At 38.5% G+C, this 20,150-nt stretch carries 21 protein-coding genes and 1 pseudogene; 18 read left to right on the top strand and 4 right to left on the bottom strand.

Annotated elements, in window-relative coordinates:
• Positions 1–16: 16 nt before the first annotated feature.
• Complete coding sequence (locus O3658_RS00300; RefSeq protein ID WP_247917299.1) at positions 17–427, bottom strand: thrombospondin type 3 repeat-containing protein; 411 nt, start codon at positions 425–427, stop codon at positions 17–19.
• Between the two features lie 876 nt (positions 428–1,303).
• Here O3658_RS00300 and O3658_RS00295 point away from each other — a divergent pair.
• The 18 genes and pseudogenes from O3658_RS00295 (at position 1,304) to O3658_RS00210 (ending at position 16,621) form a co-directional block, all read left to right on the top strand.
• A complete protein-coding gene (locus tag O3658_RS00295; protein WP_000420682.1) occupies positions 1,304–1,618 on the top strand; it encodes a YdcP family protein in 315 nt (104 codons plus the stop codon).
• Positions 1,619–1,633: 15 nt separating this feature from the next.
• Positions 1,634–2,020, top strand: a complete 387-nt coding sequence (locus tag O3658_RS00290) for a YdcP family protein (RefSeq protein ID WP_000985015.1) — start codon at positions 1,634–1,636, stop codon at positions 2,018–2,020.
• Positions 2,021–2,048: 28 nt separating this feature from the next.
• A complete protein-coding gene (locus O3658_RS00285; RefSeq protein WP_000813488.1) occupies positions 2,049–3,434 on the top strand; it encodes an FtsK/SpoIIIE domain-containing protein in 1,386 nt (461 codons plus the stop codon).
• A 2-nt stretch (positions 3,435–3,436) separates the two neighbouring features.
• Positions 3,437–3,589 (top strand): hypothetical protein, encoded by a 153-nt coding sequence (locus O3658_RS00280; protein ID WP_000879507.1) that lies wholly within the window; start codon positions 3,437–3,439, stop codon positions 3,587–3,589.
• A 22-nt stretch (positions 3,590–3,611) separates the two neighbouring features.
• On the top strand, positions 3,612–4,817 hold the full coding sequence (mobT, locus tag O3658_RS00275; protein WP_000398284.1) for a MobT family relaxase: 1,206 nt from the start codon (positions 3,612–3,614) through the stop codon (positions 4,815–4,817).
• 42 nt (positions 4,818–4,859) lie between these two features.
• Positions 4,860–5,081, top strand: coding sequence for a hypothetical protein (locus O3658_RS00270; RefSeq protein ID WP_001009056.1), 222 nt, complete (start codon positions 4,860–4,862; stop codon positions 5,079–5,081).
• Positions 5,082–5,197: 116 nt separating this feature from the next.
• A complete protein-coding gene (locus O3658_RS00265; protein ID WP_000342539.1) occupies positions 5,198–5,695 on the top strand; it encodes an antirestriction protein ArdA in 498 nt (165 codons plus the stop codon).
• 88 nt (positions 5,696–5,783) lie between these two features.
• Positions 5,784–6,176 carry a conjugal transfer protein gene (locus O3658_RS00260; protein WP_000723888.1) on the top strand — a complete coding sequence of 131 codons (393 nt, stop codon included), beginning with the start codon at positions 5,784–5,786 and terminating at the stop codon, positions 6,174–6,176.
• On the top strand, positions 6,160–8,607 hold the full coding sequence (locus O3658_RS00255) for an ATP-binding protein (RefSeq protein ID WP_330823375.1): 2,448 nt from the start codon (positions 6,160–6,162) through the stop codon (positions 8,605–8,607). Before O3658_RS00260 ends, O3658_RS00255 begins: the two co-directional genes overlap by 17 nt.
• Positions 8,608–8,609: 2 nt before the next feature.
• On the top strand, positions 8,610–10,787 hold the full coding sequence (locus O3658_RS00250; protein WP_000804748.1) for a CD3337/EF1877 family mobilome membrane protein: 2,178 nt from the start codon (positions 8,610–8,612) through the stop codon (positions 10,785–10,787).
• Positions 10,784–11,785 carry a lysozyme family protein gene (locus O3658_RS00245; RefSeq protein ID WP_033607236.1) on the top strand — a complete coding sequence of 334 codons (1,002 nt, stop codon included), beginning with the start codon at positions 10,784–10,786 and terminating at the stop codon, positions 11,783–11,785. The genes O3658_RS00250 and O3658_RS00245 overlap by 4 nt, the downstream gene beginning before the upstream one ends.
• Positions 11,782–12,717 (top strand): conjugal transfer protein, encoded by a 936-nt coding sequence (locus tag O3658_RS00240; protein WP_001224320.1) that lies wholly within the window; start codon positions 11,782–11,784, stop codon positions 12,715–12,717. Before O3658_RS00245 ends, O3658_RS00240 begins: the two co-directional genes overlap by 4 nt.
• Before the next feature lie 313 nt (positions 12,718–13,030).
• A pseudogene (locus tag O3658_RS00235) lies at positions 13,031–13,078 on the top strand (hypothetical protein); the annotation flags it as partial.
• Positions 13,079–13,093: 15 nt separating this feature from the next.
• Positions 13,094–15,013 carry a tetracycline resistance ribosomal protection protein Tet(M) gene (gene tet(M), locus O3658_RS00230; RefSeq protein WP_371558874.1) on the top strand — a complete coding sequence of 640 codons (1,920 nt, stop codon included), beginning with the start codon at positions 13,094–13,096 and terminating at the stop codon, positions 15,011–15,013.
• A 363-nt stretch (positions 15,014–15,376) separates the two neighbouring features.
• The gene (locus O3658_RS00225) at positions 15,377–15,622 is read left to right on the top strand and encodes a hypothetical protein (protein ID WP_001813542.1); all 246 of its coding nucleotides are present in this window, start codon (positions 15,377–15,379) and stop codon (positions 15,620–15,622) included.
• Positions 15,619–15,954: a hypothetical protein gene (locus O3658_RS00220; protein ID WP_000806926.1), complete on the top strand. Its 336-nt coding sequence runs from the start codon at positions 15,619–15,621 to the stop codon at positions 15,952–15,954. Before O3658_RS00225 ends, O3658_RS00220 begins: the two co-directional genes overlap by 4 nt.
• 12 nt (positions 15,955–15,966) lie before the next feature.
• Complete coding sequence (locus tag O3658_RS00215; protein WP_000567222.1) at positions 15,967–16,335, top strand: hypothetical protein; 369 nt, start codon at positions 15,967–15,969, stop codon at positions 16,333–16,335.
• A complete protein-coding gene (locus tag O3658_RS00210) occupies positions 16,322–16,621 on the top strand; it encodes a DUF5960 family protein (protein WP_001072467.1) in 300 nt (99 codons plus the stop codon). Before O3658_RS00215 ends, O3658_RS00210 begins: the two co-directional genes overlap by 14 nt.
• 117 nt (positions 16,622–16,738) lie before the next feature.
• Here the strand turns inward: O3658_RS00210 and msr(D) are convergent, their stop codons facing one another.
• The 3 genes from msr(D) to O3658_RS00195 form a co-directional block, all read right to left on the bottom strand.
• Positions 16,739–18,202: an ABC-F type ribosomal protection protein Msr(D) gene (msr(D), locus tag O3658_RS00205; RefSeq protein ID WP_000420313.1), complete on the bottom strand. Its 1,464-nt coding sequence runs from the start codon at positions 18,200–18,202 to the stop codon at positions 16,739–16,741.
• Between the two features lie 119 nt (positions 18,203–18,321).
• Positions 18,322–19,539, bottom strand: coding sequence for a macrolide efflux MFS transporter Mef(A) (gene mef(A) / locus O3658_RS00200; RefSeq protein WP_000417519.1), 1,218 nt, complete (start codon positions 19,537–19,539; stop codon positions 18,322–18,324).
• Between the two features lie 385 nt (positions 19,540–19,924).
• The gene (locus tag O3658_RS00195) at positions 19,925–20,095 is read right to left on the bottom strand and encodes a hypothetical protein (protein ID WP_000873143.1); all 171 of its coding nucleotides are present in this window, start codon (positions 20,093–20,095) and stop codon (positions 19,925–19,927) included.
• Positions 20,096–20,150 lie beyond the last annotated feature (55 nt).

Below are 20,150 nucleotides of genomic sequence, written 5' to 3'. Positions count from 1 at the left end.
GAATCACATGATTCCCCTACAACTCTATCTCCATTTCAACCTCTTGAGGACTGGTTTCTAAATCACTAGACAAAAGAGAAACGGTATCTGTTCTCATGTAGTAAGTATATAAGTCTTCTAGGTCTTGTTGATTTTCAATCCCTGTTTCAATACTAATCAGAGCCTGTATAAATTCCTTGTAGTGACTCTCCATCATATCTGAAATCTTTTGTTTCATTTCCATAAATACTGAGGATGGTTCAGTTAAACTTGTTTGGTTTATGTTTTGTAAATCCTTTTCTAAGGGATTTGTTCCTTCTTCTACTTCCACTAAATCTGAACGTCCATCACCATCAGAATCTGCGCTAAGAGGATTGGTTCCTAGCGCCAATTCTTGAGCATCAGTTAGTCCATCTAGATCCGAATCACGTTGATAAATGGCTTCCATATACTTCCTTCTTTCCTAGTTAATCTTTTTTCACTCCAATCCTACCAAATATTCCTTGAAAGAAGTATCACAACAAAAAAGAGAACGAGCCAAAACTGCGTTCTCCTGAAAATGATAAAACATTACTATTAAAATAGATTACATGTAAAACTCTAATCAGGCAGAGCCTGCTAACTCATGACAGAAAAAGATGTTTAGCCTATAGTGCTGGCATTAAAAAATCCTCACACATCACGCAAGGAAATCGCTAAATAAAACAGGCTTTGACCATGTCGGGATTAATTGCAGCACATTCCAAGGATCCAGCTTTTTCTTTTTTTTATAATCGAATTTCCCAAAGAGTAAGCAAGATGAAGGCCGTCATTGCTTATGCTCATAAGATTCTCAGAATCATTTACAAACTACTTTCTGCCAAGCATACTTATCAAAAAGAGAAGGGGCTAGGACTGAGGAAACAGTTCTAACGCCAAAACTAAAAAATTTCAATTACACGCTAGTACAGGAATTGATTTTTTACGCTTTCTTACTGTTTTTTTAGAAAAAAATAGCATAAAAATCTAGTTATCCGCATAAAAACTGGACTTATCACACTTTATCAAGGTCAAAACCACTCAATTTACTACTAATTTACTACTTATGAATGAGCTTTGATACGACGATTTATCCTTGAAAAGTGAAGATATAAAGATACTTCCAATAAAATTTGAATATTTAATAGGTAGACACTTCAAAAAATGAGGTGTCTATTTTTTTACCCGATTTTGAAAGGAAGTGAACTTATGAAAACAAAAAATCAAGAATCAAAAGGTCGTTCCCCACTCTTTAAGACCATCAAACATTCATTCAGCCAATAAAAAAGAAAGGATAGGTAAAAATATGGAACTTAAATTTGTGATTCCCAACATGGAAAAAACATTCGGCAATTTAGAATTTGCTGGCGAGGATAAAGTCGTTCAGCGAAGAATCAACGGACGGCTAACTGTCTTATCAAGAAGCTATAATCTCTATTCTGATGTTCAAAGAGCAGATGATATTGTGGTGGTGCTTCCTGCTGAAGCTGGCGAAAAACATTTCGGCTTTGAGGAACGTGTGAAGTTAGTCAATCCACGTATTACCGCAGAGGGCTACAAAATCGGCACTCGTGGTTTTACAAATTACCTTTTACATGCTGACGACATGATAAAAGAATAAAGAAAGAGAGGAAAAATGATGAGATTAGCAAATGGCATTGTATTAGATAAAGACACGACTTTTGGAGAATTGAAATTCTCTGCTCTACGTCGTGAAGTGAGAATCCAAAATGAAGACGGGTCGGTTTCAGATGAAATCAAGGAACGTACCTATGACTTAAAATCCAAAGGACAAGGACGCATGATTCAAGTAAGTATTCCTGCCAGCGTGCCTTTGAAAGAGTTTGATTATAACGCACGGGTGGAACTTATCAATCCCATTGCGGACACCGTTGCTACTGCCACCTATCAAGGAGCAGATGTTGACTGGTATATCAAGGCAGACGATATTGTGCTGACAAAGGATTCTAGTTCATTCAAAGCTCAACCACAAGCAAAGAAAGAACCGACACAAGACAAATAGTCGCTAGGTAGAAAGGAGACTTTTTCGCATGAAACAGCGTGGTAAAAGGATTCGCCCATCTGGTAAAGATTTAGTCTTTCATTTTACGATAGCGTCACTCCTGCCTGTTTTCCTGCTGGTTGTCGGACTGTTTCATGTGAAGACAATCCAGCAGATCAACTGGCAGGATTTTAACCTATCACAAGCAGATAAGATTGACATTCCCTATTTAATTATCAGTTTCAGTGTCGCAATTCTTATCTGCTTGCTGGTAGCGTTTGTATTCAAACGGGTTCGCTATGATACGGTTAAACAACTTTACCACCGTCAAAAACTGGCAAAGATGATACTTGAAAACAAGTGGTATGAATCTGAACAGGTCAAAACAGAGGGTTTCTTTAAAGATAGTGCTGGTCGTACAAAGGAAAAGATAACCTACTTCCCTAAAATGTATTATCGACTTAAAAATGGCTTGATACAGATACGGGTGGAAATCACGCTGGGAAAATATCAAGACCAACTCTTACACTTGGAAAAGAAATTAGAGAGTGGCTTGTACTGTGAGCTGACGGATAAAGAGTTAAAGGATTCCTATGTGGAATATACTTTGCTCTATGACACCATAGCCAGTCGTATTTCTATTGATGAAGTAGAAGCTAAAGATGGTAAACTTCGCTTAATGAAAAACGTATGGTGGGAATATGATAAGCTCCCTCATATGTTGATTGCTGGTGGTACAGGTGGCGGTAAAACTTACTTTATACTGACACTGATTGAAGCCTTGCTTCATACAGATTCAAAACTGTATATTCTTGACCCGAAAAATGCTGACCTTGCGGACTTAGGTTCTGTGATGGCAAATGTCTACTATAGAAAAGAAGACTTGCTTTCTTGCATTGAAACATTCTATGAAGAAATGATGAAACGTAGTGAGGAAATGAAGCAGATGAAGAACTATAAGACTGGCAAAAATTATGCTTACTTAGGTCTCCCGGCACACTTCTTAATCTTTGATGAATACGTCGCTTTCATGGAAATGCTGGGAACAAAAGAAAACACCGCAGTTATGAATAAGCTGAAACAGATTGTCATGTTAGGTCGTCAAGCTGGCTTCTTTCTAATACTGGCTTGTCAACGTCCAGACGCAAAATATTTAGGCGACGGAATCCGTGATCAGTTTAATTTCAGAGTGGCTTTAGGTCGTATGTCTGAAATGGGCTATGGCATGATGTTTGGCAGTGACGTACAAAAGGATTTCTTCTTAAAGCGAATCAAAGGTCGTGGCTATGTTGATGTAGGAACAAGTGTCATATCAGAGTTTTATACTCCCCTTGTACCAAAAGGATATGATTTCTTGGAGGAAATTAAAAAGTTATCCAACAGCAGACAGTCCACGCAGGCGACGTGCGAAGCGGAAGTCGCAGGTGTGGACTGATCTTGCTGGCTGGTGTGGCAATAGCCACGCCAGCACTTAACCCCCCGTATCTAACAGGGGGGTACAAATCGACAGGAAACAGTCAAAAAAACATTAGAAAATCCTTTGGTTACAAGGGATTTACAAAATTTCAGCGTATGTCAAATGGGCTTTAAAAGTTGACATACGCCTTTTTGATTGGAGGGATTTTTACTGAATGAACAAACTTGGTTACAGCATTTAAAAGAAAAACGCTTGGCTTATGGACTATCTCAAAACCGTTTAGCTGTTGCGACTGGTATTACAAGGCAGTATCTAAGCGATATTGAAACAGGAAAAGTCAAGCCATCAGAGGATTTACAGCAGTCCCTTTGGGAAGCTCTGGAACGCTTCAATCCCGACGCTCCCCTTGAAATGCTGTTTGATTATGTAAGGATTCGCTTTCCGACAACAGACGTACAGCAGGTGGTCGAAAACATCTTACAACTGAAACTGTCCTATTTTCTTCATGAGGACTATGGTTTCTATTCTTATTCAGAGCATTATGCTTTAGGCGACATATTCGTCCTTTGCTCCCATGAACTGGACAAAGGAGTTCTGGTGGAATTGAAAGGTCGTGGGTGCAGACAATTTGAAAGCTATCTTCTGGCACAACAAAGAAGCTGGTATGAGTTCTTTATGGACGTTTTGGTGGCTGGCGGTGTGATGAAACGCCTTGACCTTGCCATTAACGATAAGACAGGGATTTTGAATATCCCTGTACTCACTGAAAAGTGCCAACAGGAAGAATGTATCTCCGTCTTCCGCAGTTTTAAAAGCTATCGCAGTGGCGAACTGGTACGCAAAGAGGAAAAGGAATGTATGGGAAACACCCTCTATATCGGTTCATTACAAAGTGAAGTTTATTTCTGTATCTATGAAAAGGACTACGAGCAGTACAAGAAAAATGATATTCCCATTGAAGACGCAGAAGTAAAAAACCGTTTTGAGATTCGATTGAAAAATGAGCGTGCCTATTATGCAGTCCGTGATTTACTCGTCTATGACAATCCAGAGCATACCGCCTTTAAAATTATCAATCGGTATATCCGTTTTGTAGATAAAGACGATTCCAAACCTCGTTCTGATTGGAAACTGAATGAAGAATGGGCTTGGTTTATTGGGAACAATCGTGAACGATTAAAACTAACCACAAAACCAGAGCCTTACTCCTTCCAAAGGACGCTGAACTGGCTATCTCATCAAGTTGCCCCGACCTTAAAGGTTGCGATTAAACTTGATGAAATCAACCAGACGCAGGTTGTAAAAGACATTCTCGACCATGCGAAACTGACAGACCGACACAAGCAGATTTTGAAGCAACAGTCAGTAAAAGAACAGGACGTGATAACAACAAAAAAATAACTCAAATACAAATTCATTGAATATAGAGAGGAGAACATTTTTATGAATTTTGGACAAAACCTTTATAACTGGTTTCTATCAAACGCTCAATCACTGGTGCTTTTAGCAATCGTTGTGATTGGCTTGTATCTTGGCTTCAAGCGTGAGTTTAGCAAACTGATTGGCTTTTTAATTATTGCGATTATTGCGGTTGGCTTAGTCTTCAACGCTGCTGGAGTAAAAGACATTTTACTAGAGCTATTCAATCGCATTATTGGTGCTTAAATAAAACCGTTCTTTTGTGGAATATAAGTGGTTTTCTTATGTTCCGCAAAGGAATGGTACACCAAACGAAGTGCGGTAGGGATTTTTGAATCTCTACAAAGAAAGGACGTGAATATATGGACGATATGCAAGTCTATATTGCGAATTTAGGCAAATACAATGAGGGCGAATTGGTCGGTGCGTGGTTTACCTTTCCCATTGACTTTGAGGAAGTCAAAGAGAAAATCGGCTTGAATGATGAATATGAGGAATACGCCATTCATGACTACGAGTTACCCTTTACGGTTGACGAATACACTTCCATTGGCGAACTCAATCGACTATGGGAAATGGTATCGGAATTACCCGAAGAATTACAATCGGAGCTATCTGCTCTGCTCACTCATTTTTCAAGCATTGAAGAACTAAGCGAACATCAAGAGGATATTATCATTCATTCCGATTGTGATGATATGTATGACGTGGCACGCTACTACATTGAAGAAACGGGTGCTTTAGGCGAAGTACCAGCTAGTCTTCAAAACTATATTGATTATCAAGCCTATGGTCGGGATTTAGACCTTTCAGGAACGTTTATCTCAACCAATCATGGGATTTTTGAAATCGTCTATTAAATCTGTCGGTACATTACTACTGGCAGATTTTCTATTTTACGGGGTGGCTCAATCAGCTACCCCTATTTTTTATGAAAGGATTGATTACATGAAGAAAATACGAAGCTATACCAGTATCTGGTCTGTGGAAAAGGTACTGTATTCTATCAATGATTTTAGACTTCCGTTTCCCATAACCTTTACGCAAATGACATGGTTTGTCGTGTCACTCTTTGCAGTGATGATACTTGGCAACTTGCCCCCTCTTTCCATGATAGAGGGAGCATTTCTCAAATACTTTGGGATTCCTGTGGCTTTCACATGGTTTATGTCTACAAAAACTTTTGATGGTAAAAAGCCTTATGGATTTTTGAAGTCTGTCATTGCTTATGCACTGCGACCAAAGCTGACCTATGCAGGAAAAAAAGTAACGCTTGGCAGAAACCAGCCACAAGAAGCCATTACAGCAGTTAGGAGTGAATTTTATGGCATATCCAATTAAATACATTGAAAACAATCTCGTCTGGAATAAAGACGGGGAATGTTATGCTTACTATGAGCTTGTTCCTTACAATTACTCATTTCTAAGTCCAGAACAGAAAATACAAGTGCATGATTCTTTCAGACAGCTTATCGCACAAAATCGTGATGGCAAAATTCATGCTTTACAAATCAGTACAGAATCCAGCATACGTTCTGCACAAGAGCGTTCCAAAAATGAAGTCACTGGCAAGCTCAAAGCGGTTGCCTATGACAAAATCGACCAACAGACAGACGCTTTAATATCCATGATTGGCGAAAATCAAGTGAACTACCATTTCTTTATCGGCTTTAAGTTGCTTCTCAACGATCAGGAGTTTTCTATGAAAAGTCTTACCGTTGAAGCAAAAAATGCTTTGTCTGATTTTGTCTATGATGTGAACCATAAGCTGATGGGCGATTTTGTTAGTATGAGTAATGATGAAATCCTGCGTTTTCAGAAGATGGAAAAGCTCTTAGAAAATAAAATCTCTCGTCGTTTCAAAATCCGCAGGTTAGATAAGGACGACTTCGGCTATCTGATTGAACACCTTTACGGACAGACAGGCACTGCCTATGAAGAGTATGAGTACCATCTATCAAAGAAAAAGCTGGATAATGAAACGCTGATTAAATACTATGACTTGATTAAGCCTACTCGCTGTTTGGTGGAAGAAAAACAGCGATATTTGAAAATCCAGCAGGAAGATGAAACCGTCTATGTAGCTTACTTTACCATTAACAGCATTGTCGGAGAACTGGACTTCCCGTCCTCTGAAATCTTCTACTACCAGCAACAGCAATTTACATTCCCGATTGATACGTCAATGAATGTGGAAATTGTAGCGAATCGTAAAGCCCTATCTACTGTCCGCAATAAAAAGAAAGAACTGAAAGACTTGGATAACCACGCTTGGCAAAGTGATAATGAAACCAGCTCCAATGTGGCGGAAGCTCTGGAAAGTGTGAATGAGCTGGAAACCAATTTAGACCAAAGCAAGGAATCTATGTACAAGCTGTCTTATGTGGTAAGGGTATCAGCAAATGATCTTGACGAACTCAAACGTCGTTGTAATGAAGTGAAAGATTTTTATGACGATTTAAGCGTAAAACTGGTACGACCATTTGGGGATATGCTCGGCTTACATGAAGAATTTTTACCTGCCAGCAAGCGTTATATGAATGATTATATTCAATACGTGACCTCTGATTTCCTCGCTGGTTTAGGTTTTGGTGCTACTCAAATGCTGGGGGAAAATGAGGGGATTTATGTTGGCTACAGCTTAGATACTGGACGCAATGTCTATCTGAAACCTGCTCTTGCCAGTCAAGGGGTTAAGGGTTCAGTAACCAATGCGTTAGCGTCGGCTTTTGTTGGTTCGCTGGGTGGTGGTAAATCCTTTGCGAATAACCTTATCGTCTATTATGCGGTGCTTTATGGGGCACAAGCAGTGATTGTAGACCCAAAAGCAGAACGTGGCAGATGGAAAGAAACCTTGCCAGAGATTTCCCATGAAATCAATATCGTCACTCTGACTTCTGATGAGAAAAACAAAGGCTTACTTGACCCTTATGTGATTATGAAAAATCCCAAAGATTCTGAATCACTGGCTATTGATATTCTGACATTCCTTACGGGGATTTCCTCTCGTGATGGGGAACGCTTCCCAATCCTTAGAAAAGCCATTCGTGCAGTAACCAATAGTGAAGTACGAGGGTTGATGAAAGTGATTGAGGAATTACGGGTTGAGAATACGCCACTAAGTACCAGTATAGCCGACCATATCGAAAGTTTTACAGACTATGACTTTGCACATTTATTATTCAGTAATGGTTATGTGGAGCAGTCTATCAGCTTAGAAAAACAACTGAACATTATACAGGTTGCGGACTTGGTACTTCCCGACAAGGAAACTTCCTTTGAGGAATATACCACTATGGAGCTTTTATCCGTTGCTATGCTGATTGTCATTAGTACCTTTGCTTTAGACTTTATCCATACAGACCGAAGCATTTTCAAGATTGTAGATTTAGACGAAGCATGGAGCTTTTTACAGGTAGCACAAGGAAAAACACTATCTATGAAGCTGGTTCGGGCTGGTCGTGCTATGAACGCTGGGGTATATTTCGTGACCCAAAATACAGACGACCTCTTAGATGAAAAACTGAAAAATAACCTCGGCTTAAAATTTGCATTTCGTTCCACTGACCTTAACGAGATTAAAAAGACCTTAGCCTTTTTTGGTGTAGACCCAGAGGACGAAAACAATCAGAAGCGATTGCGTGATTTGGAAAACGGGCAATGCCTTATCAGTGATTTATATGGTCGTGTCGGTGTGATACAGTTCCACCCTGTATTTGAAGAACTGCTCCATGCCTTTGATACCAGACCACCTGTGCGAAAAGAGGTGTAAATGTGAAACCATCAATAGTAAACAGAATAAAATCAAACTGGACGCTGAAACGTCTAGGTAAAGTGGCAATGACAGTGGCTTTCACACTTGTGATTGCCATTTTTCTTTTAGCCATGCTGGGAACGGTGGTTCAAGCTGCGGGCTTGGTAGATGATACGGTCAATGTGGCAAATGAATACAGCCGATACCCACTTGAAAACTATCAACTGGATTTTTATGTGGATAATAGCTGGGGCTGGCTTCCGTGGAACTGGTCGGACGGGATTGGAAAACAGGTCATGTATGGACTATATGCCATTACCAATTTTATTTGGACAATCAGTTTGTATGTTTCCAATGCGACAGGTTACTTAGTACAGGAAGCCTATTCCTTAGACTTCATTTCCGCTACAGCAGATTCCATTGGTAAGAATATGCAGACCTTAGCTGGTGTGAGTGCAAACGGATTTTCAACAGAGGGTTTCTATGTTGGATTCCTCTTACTCTTGATTTTGGTTCTTGGGGTTTATGTTGCCTATACGGGACTGATAAAGAGAGAAACCACAAAGGCAATTCATGCCATTATGAATTTTGTGCTGGTGTTTATCCTATCGGCTTCCTTTATTGCCTACGCTCCCGACTACATTAAAAAAATCAATGACTTTTCATCAGACATCAGTAATGCCAGTTTATCACTTGGCACGAAGATTGTCATGCCCCATTCCGATAGTCAAGGCAAGGACAGCGTGGACTTAATCAGAGATAGCCTGTTTTCCATACAGGTTCAGCAACCGTGGCTACTGCTTCAATACAACAGTTCAGACATTGAAAGTATCGGTATTGACCGTGTGGAAAGCCTGCTCTCCACCAGCCCAGATTCCAACAATGGCGAAGACAGAGAAAAAATTGTTGCGGAAGAAATTGAAGACAGAAGCAATACCAATCTAACCATTACAAAGACCATTAACCGTTTAGGTACAGTCTTCTTCCTATTTGTCTTCAATATTGGGATTTCCATATTTGTATTCCTATTAACAGGAATCATGATTTTCTCGCAGGTACTTTTTATCATCTATGCTATGTTTCTGCCTGTGAGCTTTATTTTAAGCATGATTCCATCATTTGATGGTATGTCAAAACGAGCCATAACAAAGCTCTTTAATACCATTTTGACACGAGCTGGAATCACATTGATTATTACGACAGCATTTAGTATTTCAACCATGCTCTATACCTTATCGGCTGGTTATCCGTTCTTTTTGATTGCTTTTCTACAGATTGTGACCTTTGCAGGAATCTACTTCAAGCTGGGCGATTTAATGAGTATGTTTTCTCTACAGAGTAACGATTCTCAAAGTGTGGGAAGTCGTGTGATGAGAAAACCTCGTATGCTTATGCACGCTCACATGCACCGTCTACAGCGGAAACTTGGACGTTCCATGACTACTCTAGGGGCTGGGTCTGCCATTGTTACAGGTAAAAAAGGACAGTCGGGTTCGGGGAGTTCTGCAAGGACACAAGCAGATCACTCCCGACCAGACGGAAAGGAAAAATCAACACTTGGAAAACGTATCGGTCAAACCATCGGTACAGTAGCTGATACCAAAGACAGAATGGTAGACACTGCTAGTGGTTTGAAAGAACAGGTTAAAGATTTGCCGACCAATGCAAGATATGCAGTATATCAAGGAAAATCCAAAGTAAAAGAGAATGTCCGTGATTTAACCAGTAGTATTTCTCAAACCAAAGCGGACAGAGCCAGTGGACGCAAGGAACAGCAGGAACAAAGGCGAAAAACCATTGCGAAGCGTCGCTCTGAAATGGAACAGGTCAAACAGAAAAAACAGCCTGCTTCTTCTGTTCATGAAAGACCGACTACAAGACAAGAACAATATCATGATGAACAGACCTCAAAACAGTCTAATATTCAGACTTCATATAAGGAATCTCAACAAGCCAAACAAGAGCGTCCAGCAGTTAAGTCCGATTTTTCAAGTCCAAAAGTGGAACGCCAAGGCAATACCGTTCAAGAAAAAACCGTTCAAAAGCCAGCAACTTCAACCACTACAGCAGATAGAACTTCACAACGTCCAATCACAAAAGAACGTCCGTCTACTGTTCAAAGAGTACCACTACAAAATACAAGAAGTAGACCACCAATCAAAACCGCCACCATTAAGAAAGTCGGTAAGAAACCATGAAGCTGAAAACTTTAGTGATTGGTGGTTCGGGATTATTCTTGATGGTCTTCTCACTGCTTCTGTTTGTCGCCATTTTATTTTCAGATGAACAAGATGGCGGTTTTTCCAACATTCACTATGGAGGTGTGAATGTTTCCGCAGAAGTGCTGGCTCATAAGCCTATGGTAGAAAAATATGCCAAAGAATATGGCGTTGAAGAATATGTCAACATACTTCTTGCGATTATACAGGTGGAATCGGGCGGTACTGCGGAAGATGTTATGCAGTCCTCGGAATCCCTCGGTCTTCCACCTAATTCATTGAGTACAGAAGAATCCATTAAGCAAGGTGTGAAGTATTTCAGTGAATTATTAGCCAGTAGCGAAAGGCTCAGTGTAGATTTAGAATCGGTTATCCAGTCCTACAATTATGGTGGTGGTTTCTTAGGGTATGTGGCTAATCGTGGAAATAAATATACCTTTGAACTGGCTCAAAGTTTCTCAAAAGAGTATTCAGGTGGCGAAAAAGTGTCTTACCCCAATCCCATAGCCATACCTATCAATGGGGGCTGGCGATACAACTATGGCAATATGTTTTATGTGCAACTGGTAACGCAGTATCTTGTCACAACAGAGTTTGATGATGATACGGTACAAGCCATCATGGACGAAGCACTGAAATATGAGGGCTGGCGATACGTTTACGGTGGAGCTTCCCCGACTACTTCTTTTGATTGTAGCGGACTGACACAATGGACGTATGGAAAAGCTGGAATTAACTTACCACGAACCGCACAACAGCAATATGATGTGACCCAGCATATCCCACTATCGGAAGCACAAGCTGGCGATTTGGTTTTCTTTCATTCTACCTATAACGCTGGCTCTTATATTACTCATGTTGGGATATACCTTGGCAATAACCGTATGTTTCATGCAGGCGACCCAATCGGTTATGCCGACTTAACAAGCCCCTACTGGCAACAGCATTTAGTGGGAGCAGGACGAATCAAACAATGAGAAAGGAAGATTTAATGATGAAATTTAGAAAAAATCAGAATAAAGAAAAACAGATACCAAAGGAAAAGAAACCTCGTGTCTACTATAAGGTCAATCCTCATAAAAAGGTTGTGATTGCCTTGTGGGTACTTTTAGGGCTTAGTTTCAGCTTTGCGATATTCAAGCACTTTACAGCTATAGATACTCATACTATTCACGAAACAACTATCATAGAAAAGGAATACGTTGATACTCATCATGTAGAAAATTTTGTAGAGAACTTTGCGAAAGTCTACTATTCATGGGAGCAATCCGATAAGTCCATTGATAATCGAATGGAAAGTCTAAAAGGCTATCTGACAGATGAACTTCAAGCTCTCAATGTTGATACAGTACGCAAAGATATTCCTGTATCGTCTTCTGTAAGAGGATTTCAGATATGGACGGTAGAGCCAACTGGCGACAATGAGTTTAATGTAACCTACAGTGTAGACCAGCTCATTACAGAGGGAGAAAATACAAAGACCGTCCACTCTGCTTATATAGTGAGTGTCTATGTAGATGGTTCTGGAAATATGGTACTGGTTAAGAATCCGACCATTACCAACATACCTAAGAAATCAAGTTATAAACCAAAAGCCATTGAAAGTGAGGGGACGGTTGATTCCATTACAACCAATGAAATCAATGAGTTTTTAACGACGTTCTTCAAGCTCTATCCTACAGCGACAGCCAGTGAACTTTCCTACTATGTGAATGACGGGATATTAAAACCAATCGGAAAAGAGTACATCTTTCAAGAACTGGTAAATCCTATTCACAATCGTAAGGATAATCAAGTCACGGTATCGCTGACAGTGGAGTATATCGACCAGCAGACCAAAGCAACGCAGGTATCTCAATTTGATTTGGTACTTGAAAAGAACGGGAGTAATTGGAAGATTATAGAATAACAAATATTGGTACATTATTACAGCTATTTTGTAATCACGTACTCTCTTTGATAAAAAATTGGAGATTCCTTGACAAATATGCTCTTACGTGCTATTATTTAAGTATCTATTTAAAAGGAGTTAATAAATATGCGGCAAGGTATTCTTAAATAAACTGTCAATTTGATAGTGGGAACAAATAATTGGATGTCCTTTTTTAGGAGGGCTTAGTTTTTTGTACCCAGTTTAAGAATACCTTTATCATGTGATTCTAAAGTATCCGGAGAATATCTGTATGCTTTGTATGCCTATGGTTATGCATAAAAATCCCAGTGATAAGAGTATTTATCACTGGGATTTTTATGCCCTTTTGGGCTTTTGAATGGAGGAAAATCACATGAAAATTATTAATATTGGAGTTTTAGCTCATGTTGATGCGGGAAAAACTACCTTAACAGAAAGCTTATTATATAACAGTGGAGCGATTACAGAATTAGGAAGCGTGGACAAAGGTACAACGAGGACGGATAATACGCTTTTAGAACGTCAGAGAGGAATTACAATTCAGACAGGAATAACCTCTTTTCAGTGGGAAAATACGAAGGTGAACATCATAGACACGCCAGGACATATGGATTTCTTAGCAGAAGTATATCGTTCATTATCAGTTTTAGATGGGGCAATTCTACTGATTTCTGCAAAAGATGGCGTACAAGCACAAACTCGTATATTATTTCATGCACTTAGGAAAATGGGGATTCCCACAATCTTTTTTATCAATAAGATTGACCAAAATGGAATTGATTTATCAACGGTTTATCAGGATATTAAAGAGAAACTTTCTGCCGAAATTGTAATCAAACAGAAGGTAGAACTGTATCCTAATATGTGTGTGACGAACTTTACCGAATCTGAACAATGGGATACGGTAATAGAGGGAAACGATAACCTTTTAGAGAAATATATGTCCGGTAAATCATTAGAAGCATTGGAACTCGAACAAGAGGAAAGCATAAGATTTCATAATTGTTCCCTGTTCCCTGTTTATCACGGAAGTGCAAAAAACAATATAGGGATTGATAACCTTATAGAAGTGATTACGAATAAATTTTATTCATCAACACATCGAGGTCAGTCTGAACTTTGCGGAAAAGTTTTCAAAATTGAGTATTCGGAAAAAAGACAGCGTCTTGCATATATACGTCTTTATAGTGGCGTACTGCATTTGCGAGATTCGGTTAGAATATCGGAAAAGGAAAAAATAAAAATTACAGAAATGTATACTTCAATAAATGGTGAATTATGTAAAATCGATAAGGCTTATTCCGGGGAAATTGTTATTTTGCAGAATGAGTTTTTGAAGTTAAATAGTGTTCTTGGAGATACAAAGCTATTGCCACAGAGAGAGAGAATTGAAAATCCCCTCCCTCTGCTGCAAACGACTGTTGAACCGAGCAAACCTCAACAAAGGGAAATGTTACTTGATGCACTTTTAGAAATCTCCGACAGTGACCCGCTTCTGCGATATTATGTGGATTCTGCGACACATGAAATCATACTTTCTTTCTTAGGGAAAGTACAAATGGAAGTGACTTGTGCTCTGCTGCAAGAAAAGTATCATGTGGAGATAGAAATAAAAGAGCCTACAGTCATTTATATGGAAAGACCGTTAAAAAAAGCAGAGTATACCATTCACATCGAAGTTCCACCGAATCCTTTCTGGGCTTCCATTGGTTTATCTGTATCACCGCTTCCGTTGGGAAGTGGAATGCAGTATGAGAGCTCGGTTTCTCTTGGATACTTAAATCAATCATTTCAAAATGCAGTTATGGAAGGGATACGCTATGGCTGTGAACAAGGATTGTATGGTTGGAATGTGACGGACTGTAAAATCTGTTTTAAGTATGGCTTATACTATAGCCCTGTTAGTACCCCAGCAGATTTTCGGATGCTTGCTCCTATTGTATTGGAACAAGTCTTAAAAAAAGCTGGAACAGAATTGTTAGAGCCATATCTTAGTTTTAAAATTTATGCGCCACAGGAATATCTTTCACGAGCATACACCGATGCTCCTAAATATTGTGCGAACATCGTAGACACTCAATTGAAAAATAATGAGGTCATTCTTAGTGGAGAAATCCCTGCTCGGTGTATTCAAGAATATCGTAGTGATTTAACTTTCTTTACAAATGGACGTAGTGTTTGTTTAACAGAGTTAAAAGGGTACCATGTTACTACCGGTGAACCTGTTTGCCAGCCCCGTCGTCCAAATAGTCGGATAGATAAAGTACGATATATGTTCAATAAAATAACTTAGTGTATTTTATGTTGTTATATAAATATGGTTTCTTGTTAAATAAGATGAAATATTTTTTAATAAAGATTTGAATTAAAGTGTAAAGGAGGAGATAGTTATTATAAACTACAAGTGGATATTGTGTGCTGAGAGCTTTCTTCTATACTAATAGACGAAAGGGTGTGAAAATGATTTTTAAATGATACTGTGGAACGGAACAGTAGCCCTAGTATTGACTACTGTCGTTTCTATTCATATTGGCTATTCTAGGACTGAGATGAAAAAATCTATAAATGCTCAGAATAAAATTGAACCCGCAAATCTCCCCAAAACAATGGTGAGTCATGTACTTGTATTATTCCGAAAAAATACACCTCTGGTGCAGTGAGACAAATTGGTGTATCTTATAGTGGCTTCGTAGATGAAAGCTATACTCTACTATCACTCTTTGATGATGTAGAACAAATTGAAAAAGATAATAGACTTCAGACAGCTATTGATGTTGTCAGAGAACAGTTTGGTTTTTTAGCCATACAAAAAGGAACCGTCCTAACTGAAGGTTCCAGAAATATTGAACGCAGTAAACTTATCGGTGGTCATTCCGCGGGTGGATTGGAGGGATTAAAATGAAACAAGAAAAAAATACAGTACAATTTTCAGAAATCCGTAGCAAAGGATGTAATGATATTGAAATGCTTGAAAGATTTTTACATGGAATCGTTGAAACAGCAACTTCAAAACTTCGTCAGAGAAAACTCAAAACAACTGAAATATCGATACGACTAGTACATGCTAAATCTGAAAACCGATTACCATTGGAATTTACATTTAGCATTAAGCCAACAAGCTCATCTGTGATAATCTATACTGAGGTAATCAATCGCTTTAAAGAATGTTACACAGGTGGGGGAATTCAAGGTTTTACGATTCAATTTGATAAAAATACCCTTGCCTCTGCATAGAAAGGATTTGATATGATTGACCGTTCATATTTACCATTTCAATCAGCAAGAGAGTACCAGGATACAAAGATGCAAAAATGGATGGGCTTTTTCCTATCTGAACATGCATCAGCACTCTCTGATGATACAAACAAAGTAACGTACATGTCTGACTTATCACTAGAGAAGAAATTATTACTCCTCAGTCAAGTATACGCCGGGCAGCTACGCACACGCATTCAAGTGATTGAAAAAAACAAGCGTGTTTCCTACACTGGAACAATACCAAGTCTGACCAAAGATTTCATTTTGATAAAAACTACAACAGGTCACATCAATTTGAAATTAAAAGACATTATTAGTATTGAACTTGTCGAGGAGGTGCTCTATGAATCAGCTTGAGTTTCAGCGTAATCACCTACAAATGGACTATTATAGCGAGAGCTACCAAGATTTTGAACGTGACTTCTACCGCTACTCTAACATGAATATTCCATTGACCTTCCTAACTGATGATATCCTAAAAACAATGGCGACTTCACGTAAGAATTACTTTGTCCTCAATAAGGAAAAGTCCAGAGATAACCGCGATCACTTCTTCATATTTGAAGTAAGTACCGTAGATGAGAATCCGCTAATCTATCATTATACATATAAGAAAACTACAATATATTTAGCAGAAAAATAGGAGCAGTTCAATTGACTGTTCCTATTTTTAATATTCATAAAATCTAAAGTCTTTATACTCTTTAACAATGGAGTCGCCAACCAGAACAGACTATACTGACCAGCGACTACCTTAAATTTAATGTTTCAGATTTATTTTCTTATCTCTAATTTCATAAACTACATCTGCTACATTTTCGAGTAATCGTTTATCGTGGGTGATAAACACGATAGTTCCGGTGTACTCCTTCATTAGTATTTCCAAAGCCTCTAAACTTGGTATGTCAAGGAAGTTACTGGGTTCATCCATTATTAGGATGTTATATCTACCCATGAGCATTTTAGCAAGCAACAATTTTATAATTTCTCCACCGCTTAAAACAGATAAACTTTTTCCAATATCGTTCTGTTTGAACCCCATAGATGCTAGCACTGAACGAATTTCTGATATATTGTAGTCACAATCCTTCTGCATAAACTCCATAACATTCTGATTACTGTTGTACTTGTAACCATTCTGTGCAAAGTAACCTATTTTTGCCTTAGGCGAAATAGAAATTCCTTCTTCATGGTTTAAGATCATTTGGATTAAAGTTGTTTTTCCGATTCCATTACCACCAGTTAACGCCACTTTTGCTCCTAACGGAATTTGAAAAGATGCATTTTCAAACAGAGCCTTATCCCCAAATACTTTATTAATTTCTGCACCGACTATAGGGTATGGATTATGGAGCTCCAATGCTTTACTTTGCCTGAAACGAATTCTGCGAATGCCTTCCGGAGCTTCTACTTTTCCTAAGGCCGCAATCCTGTGCTCTAGGGTTTTAGCAGCATTATACATCTTTTTTTCCTTACTTCCTATTGATTTTTGATGAGCTAAACGCCCTCCGTCTTCAGTACTTTTTTTCTTTGAAGAACCTTTTGCCTTCTGTTCTATTTTACGAGCCTGTTTTCGCTTTTCCTCCGCAGCCCTTTCCAATCGGGCACGTTCCGCAATAAATTGTTCGTATTCTGCAGCTTGGCTCTTACGTTCTTCCTCTTTCTGACGAAGATAATCAGAATAGTTTCCCCAATACTCAGTGATTTTGCCATCTTTCAGTTCCCATATTTTATCTACTATTTCATCAAGAAAATAGCGGTCATGGCTAATAACTAACAGTGCACCTGTAAAATATTTTAGCTGTCCTATTAGAAAATCAATTCCTTCACGGTCTAAATGGCTCGTAGGTTCATCCGCTAAAATACCATGAACCTGTGCCGATAAGGCCTGTGCTATTTTAAGCCTTGTTTCTTCACCACCGCTCATAGTCTGTATATTTAATTGCTCAACACCTAGCTTGCCTACAAGTGCAAAATCTTTTTCCTCCTGCAGAGTTACTTCGTCCAACTGGGGAATATAGGCAAGTTCACCCAGACGATTCATTTTACATCCTGGGGGAGTTAATTCTCCTAAAAGTACCCTGAGTAAAGTGCTTTTTCCAGCACCATTTGCTCCTACTAAACCAATACGGTCATAATCATATACTTCTAATTCATTTATATCTAAAACATCGCGTCCTTTGAATTCCACACGAATGTCTTTTGCTTTTAATATTAATTCCATAACATTTCCTCCTGTCTATAATCGCATGCTTTCATTTGCTTGTATGCAGGGAAAACCCTGCGATTTTAGCAGGAAGAGTTACATGAAAATAAGATACATAAATATTCCTCCAATATTGTTTATTTTAAATCTAATTTTCTAACCTCAGTTATCATTTGGCAAACTATAGCAATGCCAATAATTAAAATACCTGATAGTAAAAACCAATGATTTACACCGATTTTATCAGCAAAGAATCCAGAAAGAATTAACCCAATTGGCATAGCAAGTGACATGATACTTCCGATCAAAGAAAATACACGTCCTAAATATTCAGGCTTAATTTTCTCCTGAAAAAGAGCTGTTTGCACACCGCTATAAAATGGCACCGAAAGCCCCATTATTGCACAGCAAACTACGAATATTACAAATCCATTTGGAGGAAGTATTCCCGAAACGGCTAAACTGGTCCCCATTATAAAAAATGAACTTGTTATTAGTAATACATGCTTTTCGAAGCCCCCTAATCTTCCTAATAATAAGCCTCCTGCTAGCATCCCAAATGCAAAGGAAATTTCCGTAATAGAAATATGCACAGGCGTTCCATTAAAGTGTTCCATGCTTATTAAAGGAAATAGTGCATTGATTGGCATATAAACAAAAGTATATAGTGTTCCTAAGAGTAATAAGGCAAACAATCCTTTGTTTTGTCTCAGAACCACAACTCCTTCTTTCATCTCCCTTATGAAATTTGGTTCTAAACTTTGCACTTGATTACCCAGCTTAGGTATACGTACAATTGCTACCGTAATAGATGCAATCACAGCACCCAATACGTCGATGGCAATAATAGCATTTAAATCCCAAACGGAGTATAAGAGTGCTGCAACTGCCGGACTAACAATATAGCTTATAGACTGCAAAGACTGACTATAGCCTGCGCATTTCGTTAGCTGTTCTTCTGGTACTAAAAGTGGTGTAACCGCATTGAGTGCTGGGGTATGAAAAGCTGTTCCAATGCTACGGATAAACAATACTATCATAATCATCCAGACAGGTAGCTCCATACAGAATGCAACAATAGCAAGCACTGCACCAGCTGCTGCGATAATTAAATCGGCACCAATCATTATCTTCTTCCTATCATGACGATCCACTAGCACACCAATGGCAGGTCCCAAAATCGCATAGGGTAAAAAACCTACTAATGAAGCCATAGACAAGACCATCGCAGATCCTGTTTTTTCTGTAAGGTAAAAAATAATCGCCATTTGCAGGATGGCACTAGTGATTAATGATACTGCTTGCCCTGCCCATATTGCATAAAATTTTCGTTTCCAATTGTTGTATTTTTCCATTTATATTATCTCCTGCATATTATTTTGCTTGAATTTCTATTTTGAATAGCATTCTAGGCAATAAAAAATGCAGGCCAAACCCCACAATGTGGCTTTTGGTCTGCATACATACAATTTGGAAACATTCATATTAAAGACATAGTTAAATAAAGGTATAGTTAAATAACCAATATCCTCACCGTAACTAATGAATGCTCAATATCGTATAAATAAGCACAACAAAAAAGCCTATCATCGGGTATAGATTCTGCTTTTTTTATTGCCAGCTTATCTTAAACGCATTGAGGCTGTCATAGTTTCGGTTCCTCCTACATCTTTGTTTATATCAATTTATATTATAACACAAAAAGATGATATGTTCAATATAAAAGTTATGGAATGAGACTCATACTTCCAATTCGATGCCAGATTTAAAGGATATGACGAAGTTTTCTTCATAGACTGTAACGCTCTGGATTATCTTCCTTAGTAGCAAGCGATTAGCTTTCACAAAATCTTCTGTTTGTAGTTTTAAAAATTCATCAGGATTTTCTAACTCAACCTCAAAATATTTCATTTTACATTCCCTCATTTCATTTATTGATAAATTGAGTTTGCAAAAAAGAGTGGAC

Origin of the sequence: Streptococcus sp. 27098_8_69, assembly GCF_041432445.1 — a bacterium.
Taxonomy (GTDB): domain Bacteria; phylum Bacillota; class Bacilli; order Lactobacillales; family Streptococcaceae; genus Streptococcus.
This window is presented reverse-complemented; position numbering and strand designations above follow the sequence as displayed.

What these genes read in the sequence shown, in the direction of transcription:
- O3658_RS00270 (WP_001009056.1), top strand. Translation starts at nt 4,860, where the DNA reads ATGAATTTTGGACAAAACCTTTATAACTGGTTTCTATCAAACGCTCAA.
- O3658_RS00285 (WP_000813488.1), top strand. Translation starts at nt 2,049, where the DNA reads ATGAAACAGCGTGGTAAAAGGATTCGCCCATCTGGTAAAGATTTAGTC.
- O3658_RS00295 (WP_000420682.1), top strand. Translation starts at nt 1,304, where the DNA reads ATGGAACTTAAATTTGTGATTCCCAACATGGAAAAAACATTCGGCAAT.
- O3658_RS00215 (WP_000567222.1), top strand. Translation starts at nt 15,967, where the DNA reads ATGATTGACCGTTCATATTTACCATTTCAATCAGCAAGAGAGTACCAG.
- O3658_RS00300 (WP_247917299.1), bottom strand. Translation starts at nt 427, where the DNA reads ATGGAAGCCATTTATCAACGTGATTCGGATCTAGATGGACTAACTGAT.
- O3658_RS00260 (WP_000723888.1), top strand. Translation starts at nt 5,784, where the DNA reads ATGAAGAAAATACGAAGCTATACCAGTATCTGGTCTGTGGAAAAGGTA.
- O3658_RS00210 (WP_001072467.1), top strand. Translation starts at nt 16,322, where the DNA reads ATGAATCAGCTTGAGTTTCAGCGTAATCACCTACAAATGGACTATTAT.
- O3658_RS00255 (WP_330823375.1), top strand. Translation starts at nt 6,160, where the DNA reads ATGGCATATCCAATTAAATACATTGAAAACAATCTCGTCTGGAATAAA.
- O3658_RS00220 (WP_000806926.1), top strand. Translation starts at nt 15,619, where the DNA reads ATGAAACAAGAAAAAAATACAGTACAATTTTCAGAAATCCGTAGCAAA.
- O3658_RS00195 (WP_000873143.1), bottom strand. Translation starts at nt 20,095, where the DNA reads ATGAAATATTTTGAGGTTGAGTTAGAAAATCCTGATGAATTTTTAAAA.
- O3658_RS00265 (WP_000342539.1), top strand. Translation starts at nt 5,198, where the DNA reads ATGGACGATATGCAAGTCTATATTGCGAATTTAGGCAAATACAATGAG.
- O3658_RS00240 (WP_001224320.1), top strand. Translation starts at nt 11,782, where the DNA reads ATGAGAAAGGAAGATTTAATGATGAAATTTAGAAAAAATCAGAATAAA.
- O3658_RS00290 (WP_000985015.1), top strand. Translation starts at nt 1,634, where the DNA reads ATGATGAGATTAGCAAATGGCATTGTATTAGATAAAGACACGACTTTT.
- O3658_RS00245 (WP_033607236.1), top strand. Translation starts at nt 10,784, where the DNA reads ATGAAGCTGAAAACTTTAGTGATTGGTGGTTCGGGATTATTCTTGATG.